17 protein-coding genes are annotated in these 16,151 nt (G+C 56.7%); 6 read left to right on the top strand and 11 right to left on the bottom strand.

What is annotated here, in order from left to right; genetic code table 11:
• Positions 1 to 28 precede the first annotated feature (28 nt).
• Positions 29 to 1,216: an efflux MFS transporter YdeE gene (ydeE, locus tag CWM66_RS01340; protein ID WP_071921849.1), complete on the bottom strand. Its 1,188-nt coding sequence runs from the start codon at positions 1,214 to 1,216 to the stop codon at positions 29 to 31.
• Positions 1,217 to 1,408: 192 nt separating this feature from the next.
• On the opposite strand from ydeE, the gene eamA reads away from it, so the two are divergent.
• Complete coding sequence (eamA, locus tag CWM66_RS01335) at positions 1,409 to 2,302, top strand: O-acetylserine/cysteine exporter (RefSeq protein WP_007374912.1); 894 nt, start codon at positions 1,409 to 1,411, stop codon at positions 2,300 to 2,302.
• 76 nt (positions 2,303 to 2,378) lie between these two features.
• Here the strand turns inward: eamA and marB are convergent, their stop codons facing one another.
• From marB to marR, 3 genes are read right to left on the bottom strand one after another with little or no spacing between them, the layout of a single operon-like run.
• A complete protein-coding gene (marB, locus tag CWM66_RS01330; RefSeq protein ID WP_071920746.1) occupies positions 2,379 to 2,594 on the bottom strand; it encodes a multiple antibiotic resistance protein MarB in 216 nt (71 codons plus the stop codon).
• A gap of 34 nt (positions 2,595 to 2,628) precedes the next feature.
• The gene (marA, locus tag CWM66_RS01325; RefSeq protein WP_007374914.1) at positions 2,629 to 3,009 is read right to left on the bottom strand and encodes an MDR efflux pump AcrAB transcriptional activator MarA; all 381 of its coding nucleotides are present in this window, start codon (positions 3,007 to 3,009) and stop codon (positions 2,629 to 2,631) included.
• A gap of 19 nt (positions 3,010 to 3,028) precedes the next feature.
• The gene (gene marR / locus CWM66_RS01320) at positions 3,029 to 3,463 is read right to left on the bottom strand and encodes a multiple antibiotic resistance transcriptional regulator MarR (protein ID WP_007374915.1); all 435 of its coding nucleotides are present in this window, start codon (positions 3,461 to 3,463) and stop codon (positions 3,029 to 3,031) included.
• A gap of 244 nt (positions 3,464 to 3,707) precedes the next feature.
• Here marR and CWM66_RS01315 point away from each other — a divergent pair, with 244 nt between their 5' ends.
• Together CWM66_RS01315 and CWM66_RS01310 are read left to right on the top strand one after the other, a co-directional pair.
• The gene (locus tag CWM66_RS01315) at positions 3,708 to 4,382 is read left to right on the top strand and encodes a MarC family NAAT transporter (protein WP_007374916.1); all 675 of its coding nucleotides are present in this window, start codon (positions 3,708 to 3,710) and stop codon (positions 4,380 to 4,382) included.
• Positions 4,382 to 5,536 (top strand): carboxylesterase, encoded by a 1,155-nt coding sequence (locus CWM66_RS01310; RefSeq protein ID WP_107146159.1) that lies wholly within the window; start codon positions 4,382 to 4,384, stop codon positions 5,534 to 5,536. The genes CWM66_RS01315 and CWM66_RS01310 overlap by 1 nt, the downstream gene beginning before the upstream one ends.
• Before the next feature lie 11 nt (positions 5,537 to 5,547).
• On the opposite strand, the gene CWM66_RS01305 is transcribed toward CWM66_RS01310, so the two are convergent.
• Positions 5,548 to 6,750 carry a sugar transporter gene (locus tag CWM66_RS01305; RefSeq protein WP_090396955.1) on the bottom strand — a complete coding sequence of 401 codons (1,203 nt, stop codon included), beginning with the start codon at positions 6,748 to 6,750 and terminating at the stop codon, positions 5,548 to 5,550.
• A gap of 171 nt (positions 6,751 to 6,921) precedes the next feature.
• On the opposite strand from CWM66_RS01305, the gene CWM66_RS01300 reads away from it, so the two are divergent.
• The gene (locus CWM66_RS01300) at positions 6,922 to 7,713 is read left to right on the top strand and encodes a PhzF family phenazine biosynthesis protein (RefSeq protein WP_107146158.1); all 792 of its coding nucleotides are present in this window, start codon (positions 6,922 to 6,924) and stop codon (positions 7,711 to 7,713) included.
• 143 nt (positions 7,714 to 7,856) lie between these two features.
• Here the strand turns inward: CWM66_RS01300 and CWM66_RS01295 are convergent, their stop codons facing one another.
• The 6 genes from CWM66_RS01295 to CWM66_RS01270 form a co-directional block, all read right to left on the bottom strand.
• A complete protein-coding gene (locus CWM66_RS01295) occupies positions 7,857 to 8,534 on the bottom strand; it encodes an SDR family NAD(P)-dependent oxidoreductase (RefSeq protein WP_107146157.1) in 678 nt (225 codons plus the stop codon).
• A 4-nt stretch (positions 8,535 to 8,538) separates the two neighbouring features.
• Positions 8,539 to 9,009 (bottom strand): YhcH/YjgK/YiaL family protein, encoded by a 471-nt coding sequence (locus CWM66_RS01290; protein ID WP_107146156.1) that lies wholly within the window; start codon positions 9,007 to 9,009, stop codon positions 8,539 to 8,541.
• A gap of 3 nt (positions 9,010 to 9,012) precedes the next feature.
• Positions 9,013 to 10,170 (bottom strand): exo-alpha-sialidase, encoded by a 1,158-nt coding sequence (locus CWM66_RS01285; RefSeq protein WP_007374923.1) that lies wholly within the window; start codon positions 10,168 to 10,170, stop codon positions 9,013 to 9,015.
• Position 10,171: 1 nt separating this feature from the next.
• Positions 10,172 to 11,596 (bottom strand): sodium:solute symporter family protein, encoded by a 1,425-nt coding sequence (locus tag CWM66_RS01280; protein ID WP_007374924.1) that lies wholly within the window; start codon positions 11,594 to 11,596, stop codon positions 10,172 to 10,174.
• 75 nt (positions 11,597 to 11,671) lie between these two features.
• Positions 11,672 to 12,556 carry a dihydrodipicolinate synthase family protein gene (locus CWM66_RS01275; protein ID WP_107146456.1) on the bottom strand — a complete coding sequence of 295 codons (885 nt, stop codon included), beginning with the start codon at positions 12,554 to 12,556 and terminating at the stop codon, positions 11,672 to 11,674.
• A 57-nt stretch (positions 12,557 to 12,613) separates the two neighbouring features.
• Positions 12,614 to 13,750, bottom strand: coding sequence for an iron-containing alcohol dehydrogenase (locus CWM66_RS01270; RefSeq protein WP_007374926.1), 1,137 nt, complete (start codon positions 13,748 to 13,750; stop codon positions 12,614 to 12,616).
• A gap of 174 nt (positions 13,751 to 13,924) precedes the next feature.
• On the opposite strand from CWM66_RS01270, the gene CWM66_RS01265 reads away from it, so the two are divergent.
• Positions 13,925 to 15,172, top strand: coding sequence for a four-carbon acid sugar kinase family protein (locus CWM66_RS01265; RefSeq protein ID WP_107146155.1), 1,248 nt, complete (start codon positions 13,925 to 13,927; stop codon positions 15,170 to 15,172).
• A complete protein-coding gene (locus CWM66_RS01260; protein WP_107146154.1) occupies positions 15,165 to 16,151 on the top strand; it encodes a D-threonate 4-phosphate dehydrogenase in 987 nt (328 codons plus the stop codon). The genes CWM66_RS01265 and CWM66_RS01260 overlap by 8 nt, the downstream gene beginning before the upstream one ends.

Raw genomic sequence — 16,151 nt, 5'->3', positions numbered from 1 at the left:
GGCGTGGCCGCCATCAGGCACCTGCTATTTATTGCGCTGGCACCGCGCCCCATTGCCGTACCTGCATCCCTTTCACCAGCATCAGCCATGCTATGCCAATGGTGACGATCAGGATCACAAACAGTGACCAGGCAGGCAGGGTGGTGAGAATGATCCCGGTCAGTAGCGGGTTCATCGCCGCACCCAGCCAGCCCAGCGCCTGGGCGGAAAAATAGGTGGCTTTCATCCCCGGCGGCGCGATGTTATCGATCAGCAAATATTCACCTGGCGCATAAATCACTTCGCCCAGCGTAAATACCGCGGCGGAGAGCCCCCACAACCATAAGTTGTTGCCGGAGAGCATAAATCCCACCAGCCCCACCACGAAGCAAAGTGTGCCGAACGCCATGAGCGGACGCAGGTTGGTCGCGGTCAGTTTGCGCCCGACAGCGTACTGCAGCGAAACCACGATAGCGGCGTTGACCGGCAGCACGACGGCCACCACTTTTTCCGCAAAATCGCTGTCCGCTACGGCCATCACGTACTGGGAAAGGCAGGAGGCGAAAGAGCCGCACACGAAGGAAGCAAGCAGGTTCGAGAGGGTAAACCAGCCGAGCGCTTTGTCTTTCAGCAGCACCGATGGCGACCAGGGAACCGCAGGCTCCATGCCGCTGCCCACGGCCACGCGGCGGACAAAAAACTGGATAAAGACCAGTGGGAATGCTGCGCAGACAGCCGCCAGCCAGAATGGCAGATTAATACTTTGCATCACCAGCAGCGTGCCCAGCGGCGGGCCGACGGTCCAGCCGATGTTGAGAAAGGTGTAGTTAAGCGAAAAGACCTTCGCTTTCGCCGTCGGCGTGAGCGTATCGGCAAAATAGGCTTTCAGCACCGTGGAGAAGACCGAATAAGCGCAGTTGATCAGGGCGAAAAAGAGCACAACCAGCCCGGCGTGATGCGTCAGCGGGATGGCAGCAAAACCGGTGATAAAGGCGACGATCGCCAGCAACATATAGCGTTTTTTATCGAACTTATCCGCCAGCATGCCGAAACCAAGGCTGAAGACAACGCCGATAGTCAGCGCGACGGACATGGCATAACCGACCTGATCGACGGCCATGCCGTACTGGCGATTAAGATAGATGGTCATAAACGGCAGCGTTGCGCCGCGACCAATGGTTAATAACAGAGAGGACGCCAGTAGTGCGACGGTGGATCGTGTTTGTGGTGTGGTCATGTTTTGCCCGACATGCTGGTTGTTATAGTTTTTTGTGATGTATACAGCAATAACATGCATAAACCGCTATGTACAACGGCTGATTTAGCGACAAATGCCTAAACTGACCTACCGAATTTAATGATCTGTCGCTGTACTATTTTTTACGTTAACGTAACTTTTTTACAAAAGTTGAAACTACAGGGGCGAAGAATGACGCGTAAAGATGTACTGCTGGCAATGCTGGTGGTCGTGGCGTGGGGGCTGAATTTTGTGGTGATCAAAGTTGGCCTGCACAGTATGCCGCCGTTGATGTTGGCAGGTTTACGCTTTGTGTTAGTGGCGTTCCCGGCAATTTTGTTCGTCGCGCGGCCCAACATTCCGCTGCGTTTGTTGCTGGGTTACGGGCTGACGATCAGTTTCGGTCAGTTCGCCTTTCTGTTTTGCGCCATCAAATTCGGCATGCCTGCCGGGCTGGCATCGCTGGTATTACAGGCGCAGGCCTTTTTCACCATTATTCTCGGCGCGGGTGTCTTTGGCGAGCGGCTGCAATCAAAACAGCTGGTCGGCATTTCGCTGGCGGTACTGGGGGTGCTGGTGTTGATCGAATCGAGTCTTAATGGTCAGCACATTCCGCTGGTGGGCTTTGTGCTGACACTGGCGGCGGCGTTCAGTTGGGCCTGTGGCAATATCTTCAACAAAAAAATCATGCAGCACAGCTCGCGACCGGCGGTGATGTCGCTGGTGGTATGGAGCGCCTTAATTCCGATTGTGCCGTTTATGATTGCTTCTCTGGTGTTCGACGGCCCGGCGTTGATGCTGCGAAGCCTGGTGAGTATTGATACCACCACGCTGCTATCGCTGGTCTATCTGGCGTTTGTCGCGACCATCATCGGCTACGGCATCTGGGGTTCACTGCTGGGGCGCTATGAAACCTGGCGCGTCGCGCCGCTGTCGCTGCTGGTGCCGGTCGTCGGCATGGCGAGCGCGGCAATTCTGTTGGGCGAAACCTTATCGGCCCTGCAGCTGGCAGGCGCAGTGCTGGTGATGGGCGGTCTGTATATCAACGTTTTTGGTTTTCGTCTGCGCCGTGCGGTACAGGCCTAATACACTGCGGTTTGTCGGGAAAGGGCTAATCAGGCAGGGAATAAAAAAAAAGCCCCGCTTATGCGGGGCAAAACGATTAGCCGTGCTGATTGTAATAGGGCACGCCTAATACGTCGGATTTGTCACTGCCCACACCCATATGGTTAAAGTCATACGGCGATGTTTGTTGGGGGGCGGGTAAAATCATCGCGTCGCGGGAATCCTGCGGTGCCGGATGATTGAATTGTTCCGCATAACTCTGGCCGGAAAACAGAACCATCAGCGTGATGGCGGCACAGGCAATACGTTTCATACATTCCTCGATACGTCTTTAAAACAGGCGATAATTAACAAGCATGGTTTAGCGGGTAGAGATACCTTGATTCAGCAGGCATATCTGTCACGCGGAATTTATGCGGCGGCACGTCAAAATAGTTTTTGAACGTGCGGGTCAGGGTTTGTTGCGATTCAAACCCATAACGTTCCGCCAGATACAGGATCGGTTCGTTGCTCTCCTTGAGCTTTTGCGCAATTTCCGTCAGCTTGCGGCTGCGAATGTATTGGCCCAGCGAATGACCGGTCTCTTTTTTAAACATCCGTTGCAGGTGCCACTTGGAGTAACCTGAACGTTCTGACACTTTTTCCAGTGACAGCGGCGATTCCAGGTTATCCTCGATCCAGTCCAAAATGCTATGAATGGTGATAGCGTCAGTATTGCGTCTGGACATCGTCATACCTCTTTGTTTTTTACGGCAATATTTTCCTGAGCAAAGACTCAAGGGTTGCCACTTCTTCTGCCGTTAAGTTTTTTGTCAATTCCTGGTGCAGATCTTTCCCTACCAATTGATGACATTGCTCACAAAGCGCCGCGCCGTCGGGCGTTAATTGCACCAACACGCCGCGTTTGTCATTCGGATTCGGGTTACGCACGATCCAGCCTTTGCATACCAGTCTGTCCAGCATGCGGGTCAGGGCGCCGAGATCGACGGAAAGAATTTTTTTTAGTTCTACCGGGGTGATACAGGTTTGGCAGCGGATAGAACACAGCACCTTAAACTGGGTGGCAGTGATATCCAGCGGCGATAAATAGTCGTTGAGTAAACGATCTTTTTTCTGGTTAACCATATGGATTAAGCGGCCTAAAGGAATGATATCGTTAAACAGATCATTCGTGCTTTTCACAATGGTTGCCCCGGCAAGTAGATTAATCACGGCAGATATTATTGCTCAGGCAAATATAAGTCAACAGAATGGATTCCCGGATGCCACTATTTGCTAAAACGTTTCATAACGGTAAAATTTTACACAACGTAAACAACTGAATCGGTTTGCGTTAAGGTGCTGTTGCCAGTCTACAAACATCCCATTGCCGCTGTGTTAACGCTATACTGCCCGGGCTTTGACCACACAAGGAGCGTCGCGCATCATGCTTGAATTGTTTAAAGCTATCGGTCTGGGGCTGGTGGTGATACTGCCGCTGGCGAACCCGTTAACCACCGTAGCGCTGTTTTTAGGGCTGGCGGGCAATATGAATAACGCCCAGCGTAATCAACAAGCGCTGATGGCGTCGGTGTATGTCTTCATCATTATGATGGTGGCGTATTATGCCGGGCAGTTGGTGATGAACACGTTCGGCATCTCGATCCCGGGTTTGCGGATTGCCGGTGGGTTGATTGTCGCCTTTATTGGTTTTCGCATGCTGTTCCCGCAGCAAAAACCGCACGAATCGCCAGAAGCAAAAACCAAATCTGAAGAGCTGGAGGATGAGCCAGGTACCAATATCGCCTTCGTACCGCTGGCGATGCCCAGCACCGCCGGGCCGGGAACTATCGCCATGATCATCAGTTCGGCATCGACGATCCGCCACAGCTCGACATTTCCCGACTGGGTGATTTTCCTTGCGCCGCCGCTCGTCTTTGCCGCTGTATCGGTGATCTTATGGGGCAGTCTGCGCAGTTCCGGCGCGATCATGCGGCTGGTCGGCAAGGGCGGAATAGAAGCGATCTCCCGGTTAATGGGCTTTTTGCTGGTCTGCATGGGCGTGCAATTTATCATCAACGGCGTACTGGAGATTATTACCACTTTCCACGGAGCCGCCTGATGGGCAGAGGGGTTGTGCTGGCGATCATGATGTTGATGCTGACAGGCTGTCAGCATCAACAAACCGCGCAACCGCCGCTGGGGCAGGCAAGCTTTGCCGATTATCAGTTACAAACCCGCGACTATGTACGTGCGCATCGGGCCTTTCAAACGCTGGATAAAACGGCGGAGCTGATGCTCAACACGCCGCAGGAGTGGCGCCCGTCGCAGCCTGCCCGTAAAGGCATTTTACTGATCCACGGCCTTGGCGATGGGCCTGGCTCGTTTGTCGATATTGCGCCAGCGCTGGCGAAACAGGGTTTTTTGGTGCGCACTGTCCTTTTGCCGGGGCACGGCACCCGGCCCTCTGACCTGCTGAACGTCAGCGTCGAACAGTGGCGGCAGGTGGTGCGTGAACAGGCCGATATCCTGGCAAAAGAGGTGGATACGCTGTGGCTCGGCGGCTTCTCCACCGGCGGTAATCTGGCGCTGGAGTATGCCATGACGCATCACGATAGGGTGCAGGGCTTGCTGTTATTCTCTCCGGCGTTTAAATCCAACACCGCCTACGATTTTCTCGCCCCGACGGTGGCGCTATTTCGCGACTGGTTGCGCCCGCCGAGCACGGTATTCCCGCAGCAGATCGCCACCCGTTATTTACGCGTACCGACGAATGGGTTTGCCCAGTTCTGGCGCACCAGCGCCAGCGCGCAGCAGTGGCTGGCGCGTAAAAGCTGGGACAAGCCGGCGCTGATTGTGCTCAGCGAGCATGATTCCGTGCTCAATACCCGTTGGATCCTCGACCATTTTGACCGCAGCTTTCCCCATCCCGCCAGCCGGGTGATCTGGTACGGCGCGCCGCGTCCGGAAGTGGCGAACGTCTCCCGCATTCTGGTGAAAACGGATTTTCTGCCGCAGGATCGCATCAGTCAGTTTTCGCATATGTCGGTGCTGTTTTCGCCGCAAAACCCGCTGTATGGCCGCAAAGGCAGCGTACTGCTCTGCGCCAACGGTCAGCCTGACGATGCGGCGCAGCGCTGTCTGAAGGGGGAAGAGGTGTGGTATTCCGATTGGGGGCTGGTCGAAGCGGGTAAAATTCACGCCCGCCTGACCTGGAACCCGTGGTTTGACTGGCAAACCGCGGTGATGGATAAAATGGTGTCCGAAACACTTTGAGCCACGAGCCGCTACATATGGCTGTGGCTTACCTGTTCTTCCAGTTTTACCGGCCAGCGGCGGAAAATCACCACCGCCCATACCAGCGCGGCAATCGCCGGGATCGCACCCGCATAGCCGATGATATCCATCGACCAGTGCAGGCTGATCTGGTTGCCAACCAGCGCACCGGCGCCAATGCCAATGTTAAAAATGCCGGAAAACAGCGCCATTGCTACGTCAGTGGCATCGGGCGCCAGCGCCAGCACTTTCACCTGCATGCCGAGGCCGATAATCATGATCGCCATGCCCCAGAAAACGCTCAGCACCGCCAGATGCGTCTCGCTGACGGAAGCGGGCAGCATGAACACCAGCGACAACACCAGCAGGCCAATCGCGCTACACACCAGACCGGACGCGTGCTGATTGCCCAGCTTGCCGAACAAGATACTGCCGATAATCCCCGCGCCGCCGAGGATCAGCAGCAGTACGGTGGCGAAACCGGCGCTAAAGCCAGCCACATTCTGCACAAACGGCTCAATATAGCTGTAAGCGGTGTAATGGGCGGTCACCACGACTACCGTCAGCAGGTAGATGCTCATCAGCGCCGGACGACGGAACAGCAGCGGCAGGCTTTTCAGCGAGCCGGAGTGTTCGCTTGGCAGCGACGGCAGCAGTTTTACCAGAGAAACCAGCGTGATGAGCGCGCCAAGACCGATGGCAAAGAAGGTGGTGCGCCAGCCAAAATATTGCCCGACAATGCGGCCAATCGGCAGGCCCAGCACCATCGCCAGCGCGGTACCGGTGGCGATCAGGCTCAGCGCCTGCGCGCGTTTACCGGCGGGCGCCAGGCGGATTGCCAGCGAGGCGGTGATCGACCAGAAAATCGCATGGGCGAAAGCAATACCGATGCGGCTTATCACCAGCACCTTAAAGTTCCACGCCAGAAACGACAGTACATGGCTGGCAATAAACAACACAAACAAACCAATCAACAGATTACGACGCTCGATCTGGCTGGTCAGCAGCATAAAGGGCAGCGACATCAGCGCCACAACCCAGGCGTAGATGGTCAGCATAATCCCCACCTGCGCGGTCTCCATGTCGAAACTCTGAGCGATATCCGACAGTAACCCCACAGGCACGAACTCGGTGGTATTAAAAATGAAAGCAGCAACGGCAAGCGTTACGACCCGAAGCCACGCGACTTTTCGTGAAACGGTATTCGTAGTCATAAGGTGTTCTTGCTTGGTTAAAAAAAGAAGAGGAAGTGATCTTAAAGCTTTTGTTGGCGAAAATACAAACATTTTGTGATGTAGATCTCACTTTTCATTCAGCAAATAAATACCGATTGCATCGGTTGACAATAGCGTTCAGAAACAGAGAACGATAAAGAGGAAACGGCTATGCAAACAATTGACTTTTATATGGTGGACGCGTTTAGCGACCAAACTTTTGGCGGCAATGCCGCTGCCGTGTGCCCGCTTACCGAATGGCTGCCTGACGATCTGTTGCTGAAAATGGCGCAGCAGCATAATCAATCCGAGACCGCGTTTTTTGTCCGCAATGACACCGGTTTTGAGCTGCGCTGGTTTACCACGCAGGCGGAAATTAACCTCTGCGGGCATGCCACACTTGCCGCCGCGCACGTGATTTTTGAGTATCTGGATTACCCGTCGACGGAAATTCTCTTCGCCACCCGTTTTGTCGGCCCGTTGACGGTCACCCGTAAAGGTGACTGGCTGACGCTCGATTTCCCGGCCTGGGCAACACAAGAGGTGAGCATGCCGCCGGAACTGCTGTTGCAAACGCTGGGCATCAGTACGGCGAAAGAGGTGCGCGTGGCGCGGGATTATCTGGTAGTGCTGGAGAACCAGGCGCAGGTGGAAGCGTTACGACCGGATATCGCCGCCATGAAGCCGCTGGGAAAAATGGTCTGCGTGACCGCGCCGGGGGATGAGTACGATTTTGTCAGCCGCTTTTTCTGCCCGGGCGAATCGGTGGCGGAAGATCCGGTGACCGGCTCGGCGCACAGCATGTTGATCCCGTACTGGGGCGAGAAGCTGAATAAAACGGTGATGCAGGCGCGGCAGGTCTCTGCACGCGGCGGCGATTTACGCTGCGAATGGCGCGGCGACCGCGTGCTCATCGGTGGCCAGGCGACGCTCTATCTGCTGGGAAAAGTCTATCTGCGCTAATTCCATCGCCGCAGTGGCTTCGTCTTATCCGGCCAGGGCGATTGTGCCCTGGTTGAAGCAAAAATACTCATTTCGCTCCCTGTTCCGGTAAGCACGGCGCTTGCCCAGATCTGATAAGCACAGCGCCATCCGGTATTTCATGGTTATGTTAATGATGCGCCGCCGCAGATCACCAGCTCCTGGCCGGTGATGGCTGCGGCATCCGGCGAGAGCACAAACCCCACCAGTGCTGCGACTTCCCTTGGTGCGATCAGCCGACCGATCGGTGGTACATTCGGCGGCGAGCTTTCCCGTCCTGGCGCGCTGAGCATCGGCGTTTGCGTGGCTCCTGGAGCGACCACATTGGCGGTGATCCCGCGCGGAGCCAGCTCTGCCGCCCAGCTTCTGACCATCCCGACCAGCGCCGCTTTGGTGGCGACATACTGCGAACGCCCTGCGGCACCGCGTGAGGTACGGCTGCCAATCACCACAATCCGTCCGCCTGGCTGTAGCTGCGGCGCAAAGTGGTTAACCAGCATTTCGGCGGCCTGCACATGCAGCCGCCACAGGCGCTGGCTGGTTGTCGCATCCAGCTCGCCAAGTGGCGCGGCAGCCATCATTCCGGCGGCGTGGATCACCGCCTGCGGCGTTTGTACCTCTGCGAGCACCTGGCGCAACGCCTGCTCATCGCTTAAATCCACTTGCAGGCTGCGAAACGCAGGATGCGCCCGTTCAACCCGCGAACGTGCAAGCCCGGTGACCTGCCAGCCCTGCGCCAGCAAATTATCGACAATGGCTTCGCCAATCCCGGAACTGGCGCCAGTAACCACAGCATGCGGCATGGTGTTAACCCTCCAGCAGTTCGCACGGCACTTTGAACACCGCTTTACGCACGGTCATCGGTTCATTCACCGCGCACAGCGCCTGATGCGGCTCGCCAGGAAGAAACACGGCGAAATCCCCGGCGCACAGCGTCACGCTCACCGGCAATGCAGCGGCGGTGGTGATATACAAATCCGGCTTACGCTGTTCATCGCTCTCCTGCGCCAGGTATTGTGTTCCGGCATTAATCATCTCCTCACCGGCAAGCAGCACCTGAATATCTGCCCATAACCGGTGATATTCGGTGTGGCGCTGCGCCTGCGGTTGGGTTTTTGCCGGGCCAATATTGCAAAACCACGCAGTCTGTTCTGGCTGCAAACGCCCGTCTTCGTACGCCTGCAGCGCGGCCAGCGAGCACTGCGGCAGCGCAAGGATGTCGCGCAGCGCGGCGGGAAGCCCGGCCTGCGGCAGGGCGTTCAGATTCCCTAAAATCATCTGTTACTCCTTCACCCACGCTGGAGAAACACGCACATATTTGATGGCCTGACGGAACCAGGTATAAGCAATGTGCAGATCGCCGTCAGCGCCCTGTTTGATGCTGGGATAAGAGAACTCGCGGTTGAGCTTTTCCTGTGAGTTGTTGGTCATGCAGTAGCCATCGCCTTCATCCAGATTGCGCTGCCACGGCCAGCTTTTACCGCCATCCGGCGAGATAGCCACCGTCATCGGCGCGCGCGGTGCGCCCCAGAAGGCGCTGCGCCCGCTGGTGACCGTCGGTTCTTTGCGCCCGTCGCCATCGTCAATCTCATCATAAAGTGAGGCGCGGCGTTCTGTGGCCCCGGCGGCGCTCATGTGGTTAAACACCAGCGCCAGCGTGCCATCGGTCAGCGTGGTTACCTGAATCGATGAGTTGTTATTCGGCAGCACGGTCGGTTCCGGCACCGACCAGCTTTCGCCGCCATCGGTGGAGTGGCTGTAATAAATATTGTCTGCCCAGCGGCTGCGGAACAGTGCCACCAGCGTACCGCCGGGCAGGGCGGTGATATTCATATGCACGCAGCCAAGGCTCTGCGGTACGTCGACATCGCGCCAGCTTTTCCCCCGATCGGCGGAGATTTTTACCGCGCTGATATCGTCATTGCCGACCCATTTTTCACCCGGCTGCGTGCGGCAATAGAACACCGGCAGCAGCCAGTTACCATTCTCCAGCACGGTAATCGGCTGGCGAATAAAGGTGCCGGGTTTGTCCAGCAGCGTGCCGATTTCCCCCCAGCTTGCGCCAAAGTCAGCCGACTGGCGGTAGCGCACAATGGCAGTGTCCTGGTTGCCGGAGATCTGAGCCGTCCACAGCAGCCACAGCGTGTTATCCGGCGCGAGGAACAGTACCGGGTTCTGCTCGGAGCGCGTCGGATCGTCCGAGAGTTTCACCGCGTCGCTCCAGCGCTGCGCGCCCGGCGCAAGGCGCGAACCGTAGACTGAAATATCCGCGACGCCTTCCTGCGAGCCGCCGAACCAGACGCAGAGTAACGTGCCGTCCGGCAGCGGCAGAATATTCGCTGCATGGTTTTGCGGGCAGGGTGACGGCAGCATCGCTGTGATAACGCGCGCGTCATGCGGTTGCGGGCGTAAAACACCATCACGATTGGTAGCGGACATATCAGACTCCATTATGTTGAACAGGTTGCGACGCATGAGAACCGGCTTTTTGCTGTGCTTTGTTGGGGATCAGGCGGTCCAGCACCATGATCACCGCCGGGGTTATCAGCGCGATATACATATTATTGATGCCAAACGGATCGCCGAGCAGATACCAGACCGAGGTCACCACGCAGGCACCAATCAGCCCGGCGTTCGCGCCCCGTGCGCTCTTAAAGAACGGCGCATAGAAAGCAATGACCGCGACCACGGAAATAGACAGGCGAATAGCGCGGGTAAAGAAAGAGAGCTTCAGCACTTCCGGGACAAACAGCACGAAAATCAGCGGCAGGAAACCAATCAGCAGCGACAGCCAGCGCGTGGCTTTAAATTCCTGTTCTGGTGTCGGGTTGCGGTAGGGGACGTAAAAATCTTTTACCACCAGCGAGGCGATAGCCAGCGCAACGGTACTGACGCTGACAAAGATGGAAGCAACAAGTGACGTTGTCACCAAACCGGCAACCCACGGATTCATATCCTGCAGGAAAATCGGCATCGCATACAGGCTGTTGATTTCCGGGTGCAGGTATTTCGCCGCCACGCCAATCACCGCAATCGCCAGCGCAATCGGCAGGCAGAAGAAAAACGCCACCCAGGTGGAACGCTTCGCCGATTTCACATCTTTGGTCGAGCAAATTGCCTGAATCACGAACTGCGTGCAGAAGATGGAACCGATGGTGCCAATCAGCCAGGCAAAAATGGTGCTGGCGCCGAAGTTACCATCCCAGGTCCAGTAGTATTTCGGCATGTTCTCGATCATCGGCGTGAAACCGCCGGTTTTCGACAGAGCAAAGCCCATGATCGCCAGAATACCGAAATATTTCAGCGCGCTGTGCAGTAGCGTCACCCACGCCACGCCTTTCATGCCGCCGAACGCGAAGTAGAAGGTACTGACAATGGCAGTGATAAATGCCGCCACCGGCAGATTCACTTTCAATACCGTCGAAATCGCCGCCGCGCCGCTGACGTAGTTGCCGACGTTCACCAGCAGCAGAGCGTAGATCATGATGATGGAGATGATATTTTTCGTACTGTTGCCGTACTTCTCGGCAATCGCGCCGGAGATGGTGATCTTGCCGGTGTTATAGATGCGTTTTACCAGCAGAAAGCCAAACAGCGGGAAGCCAATCGCCGCGCCGATCACCGACCAGGAGGCGGCAAAACCATCCTCAAACGCCGCCTGGGCGGTGCCGACGGTGGATTTTGCGCCGATGTATTCAGACATCAACAGAATGCCGACAATAAAGGCGGGCATCGCACGCGAGCCTTCCATAAAATCGCCGGTGTTCTTACTGCGTAAACGGAATGTCAGCCAGGTGGTGAACAGAATGTAGGCCACCACAATGCCGACGATGATGAGGGTATCTTGAGATGTAAAGGTGTTCATCTTTGCCTCTCTTCAGGGCGAGTGAATCCGGGGCGCCTGCAGCGCCCGGTTTTCTTATGACGAATGACTCCGCAATCAGTGAAGGTATTGCGTCACTATCTGGCGGATCTGTTGTAATTGTTGCTCGCTAAACGTGACGGCGTAACGGCTGTCGCCAACGTCATATCCCATGATTTGTAATGCTTTTTTGACCGCGGCCGGGGAAAACGCCACGTTATACAGGTCGGTGCGCAGCCTGGTGACGCTCTCCTGCGCCGCGTGGGAACCGGCAATATCTCCGGTGGTAAAACATGACCAGATGGCATTGATCGCCTGCGGCGCAACGTTTGCCAGCCCGGAAATACAGGCTGAACAGCCGTCGACGAATCCCTGATGGATCAGGGAGTCCGGGCCGTTTAACACGTCGAAACTGCTAATATCGCTGACCGCATGCAAAAAACCGTTCAGGCTCTCATAGCTGCCCGCGCTGTCTTTGATGCCGATGATACTGGGGTGCGCTGCCAGCGTGCGCGCGGTTTGCGGTTCGATAGTGTTGCCAGTACGCGCCGGGATGTTATAGAGAAAAACCGGCACGCTTAACGCGTCCGCCACGGCGGTGTAATGGGCAATAAGTTCATCCTGTTTCAACGGCACGAACCAGGGGGTGATCACTGAAACGGCATCGACGCCGAGCTTTTCAATCTCTTTGCCCAGACGAACGGTTTCCCGCGTCGAGATCTCGCCAATATGCGCCACGACCGGCGCGCGACCGGCCACTTCATCGACGCAGGTGGCGGCGACGGCCACTTTTTCTTGCGCGTTCAGCACGAAGAATTCGCCATTGGTGCCGCCGCAAAAGATGCCGTTTCCGGCGTCGAGCTGGCGATTGATCTGCTGTTTCAGCGCCTGTGGGTTGAAAGCTCCCCCGGTGTCAAAAGGCGTGACAATGGCGGTCAGTACGCCTTTTATCGGTTTGTTCATCACAATTCCTCTGTTTGCGCCGGATGGCGGCTGCGCCATCCGACAATCCGTCATGCATTAAAACAATGTCTGATAAATCGCCTGTACATCCGCATGACTGACGGTGCAGGGCGCGTTATTCATCAACCGCTTAACATTGAGGGACGCGTCGCTCAGCGCCGGGATATCGGCACGCGGTACGCCGAGCGCTTCGAGGTTGTCCGGCAGATTCAGGCGCTTCACCAGCGCAGCAAACCACGCCACCAGCGCATGGGATTTCTCCTCTGCACTCAGCGAGGTGTCCGCATCTGGCAGCAGATCCCACACCTGGGCGAATTTCTCCACGGCGTGCGGGCGCACCACTTTCATGCAGGGCGCGAGCAGAATGGCGTTCGCCACGCCGTGCGGCAGGTGATATTTGCCGCCCAGCGGATAAGAGAGCGCATGCACCAGATGGGTTCCGGCATGGGTAATCGCCGCACCGCCGTAATAAGAGGCCCACAGCATCTCCAGCCGCGCATTGAGATTGTGCGGTTCATTAACTGCGGTTTCGATATTGCGCAGCAGCTTGTAGAGGCCGATCAGCGCGACGTTATCGCTGACCGGATTGGCGATGGTGGCAGTAAAGCACTCAATCAGATGGCACAGCGCGTCGATGCCGGTCGAAGAGGCAATGTGCGCGGGCATGCTGGTGGTCAACTCCGGGATCAGCGCCACATAATCCGGCAGCATTACCGGTGAAATGATGCCGATTTTGGTGTCCTGTTCAGGAATGGCCAGAATCGCATTCGGCGTGGCTTCCGAGCCGGTACCGGCAGTGGCCGGGATCAGCAGCGAGCCGATGCGCGCCGTCGGCTTCTCGCCTTTCAACAGCGCATCAAGACCCGGTGACACCGGGTGACACAGCACGGAGAGAAGCTTCGCCACATCCAGCACGCTACCGCCGCCAATGCCAACCACCAGATCAAATGCGGTGATATGTAATGCACCGACAATTTTCGCGACGTCGTGCTGGCTTGGTTCCGGCGGTACATTGTCAATCAATTGAACGTGTCTGCCATCGCTCTCCAGCAGGGCGCGAATCTGTTGTGTCGCTGCGAGCTTAATAATGTTGCCGTCGCTGACCAGCAGGACGTTCTTTTTACCGGCCAGCAGCGGAGCAATGGCCGGAATCGCCCCCGCGCCGCTAATCAGTGTGCTGTTAATGGTTACCACGACCTTCTCCTGTCTCTGTTATGGTGATTAATCTCAATCATCAGATAGCAATCACCGTCACTACATGGCCTAAATTTATAATTTATTCACAAACTGATTAAGTTGATCTTGCTCACATATAATCAATCATGATTGAATATAATCATAACCAGAACATAATGACCCGGAGAAGGGATGAACGAACAACTGGTGGTGAAAGAGGTCGTGATCCTCGCGGATGATTTCACCGGCGCAAACGACGCCGGTGTCAGCCTGGCGCAGGCGGGTATGCACGTTGAAGTGGCGCTGACGGCAGGTTATGTAAGCCAGGCACAGGCGCTGATCTACAACAGCGACAGTCGGGCGTTGACGGCTCAGGAAGCCGCCGCGCGCATTCACGCGCTGACTGCGGAGATCGGCACCCATTACGCACCGCGCTGGTTAGTGAAAAAAATCGACTCCACCCTGCGCGGCAATATCGGCGCGGAAGTCGCCGCTATGATGCAAGTGCTGCAGGCAACGGCGGCCGTTATCGCCCCGGCATTTCCCCAGGCCGGGCGCATTACCCGCAACGGGCAGTGTTATGTGCAGGGCGTGCTGCTGACGGAAACCGAATTTGCCAGCGACCCGAAAACACCGGTGCAAAGCGCGGATATCGGCAGCCTGCTGGCGGCGCACAGCACGGCGGAATGTCGCTATCTGCAACCGGCGCAACTGGCGGAAGCACTGGCGCAGGCGACCGCAGATGCACCGCTGTTGCTGGTGGTGGATGCGCAGACCGATGCCGATCTCGATTTGATTATTGCCCAAACGACACGCGCCGCCACGCCGCCGCTGCTGGTGGGTTCCGCCGGGCTGTGCGATGCGCTGGCACGCCATCTGGCACCGCAAAAACCGGTCGCGCTACTGGCAATAATTGGCTCTATGAGCGAAATCGCTCAACAGCAACTGGAGCAGACCGCAACGCACCCGCGCGTGACGCGCCTGCTGATTGATGTTGATGCGGCACTGGACGCTGATAGCGCCGCATACCGGCAGGCGATTATTACCGCGCTGCGCGCTGGCGAGCACTGCCTGGTACACACCTGTCCGGATGTGCAGGCGCGTCATCAAATTGCGGCGCTGTGCGCTCGTCGCGGCCTGAGCCGCAGTGAACTGGGTGAGCAAATTTGCGCATTTCTGGCGCAATTAACGCGCGAGGTGCTGAGTGAGGTGACGCCTGCGGCGCTCTATCTCTCCGGCGGCGATGTTGCTGTGGCGGTGGCGCAGGCGCTGGGTGCGCGTGGTTTTCATATTCAGGGGCGAGCCGCAGGTTGCGTGCCCTGGGGCTATTTTACAGGTTGCGAGTGGCAACGACCGGTGATGACCAGGGCGGGTGGCTTTGGCGACAAAACGACCTTGCTTAAGGTTCTGCATTTTATCGAGGAGAAATCGAGTGACTAATATCATTGTTGTAACGATGGGCGACCCGGCGGGTATTGGCCCGGAGATTATTATTAAATCGCTGGTCGAAGGCGAGTTATCCGGTGCGCCGGTGGTGGTGGTGGGATGTGCGCGCACCTTCCAGCGCATTCTGGCGATGAATATTACCCCGCGTGCGGAACTGAAGGTCATTGATCGGATTGCCGACGCGCGTTTTGCGCCGGGCGTGATCAACGTCATTGATGAGCCGCTGGAGGATGCTGATGCGCTGCAACCGGGCGTGGTGCAAGCGCAGGCGGGCGATTTGGCGTATCGCTGCATCAAACGTGCGACCTCGCTGGCAATGAACGGTGAGGTAAAAGCGATAGCGACCGCGCCGCTGAATAAAGAGGCGCTGCACCTTGCCGGGCACCACTATCCGGGGCATACCGAACTGCTGGCGCACCTGACCGGCAGCAAAGATTACGCGATGGTGCTTTACACCGATAAGCTGAAAGTGATCCACATCACCACGCATATTGCGCTGCGGAAGTTCCTCGATACCCTCAATCAGGATCGCGTAAAAACCGTGATTCGCGTAGCCGATACGTTCCTCAAACGCGTCGGTTACGATAACCCGCGCATTGCCGTGGCCGGGGTTAACCCGCACGCCGGCGAAAACGGTCTGTTTGGCGATGAAGAGATCAACATTGTCGGCCCGGCGGTGGAAGCCATGAAAGCAGAAGGGCTGAATGTTACCGGTCCGTGCCCGCCGGATACGGTGTTTATGCAGTGCCACGAAGGGATGTATGACATGGTAGTGGCGATGTACCACGATCAGGGTCATATTCCGTTAAAATTGCTGGGATTTTATGATGGCGTTAATATCACCGCGGGTCTGCCTTTTATCCGTACCTCGGCGGATCACGGCACCGCATTTGATATCGCCTGGCGCGGCAAAGCGAAAGCAGAGAGTATGGCGGTATCCATCCAGTTAGCTATGCAAATTACACGGGAATAA

Source organism: Kosakonia sp. H7A (genome assembly GCF_003028445.1).
Taxonomy (GTDB): domain Bacteria; phylum Pseudomonadota; class Gammaproteobacteria; order Enterobacterales; family Enterobacteriaceae; genus Kosakonia; species Kosakonia radicincitans.
Note: the sequence above shows the minus strand (reverse complement) of the source record. Positions and strands in the feature narration are given on the sequence as shown.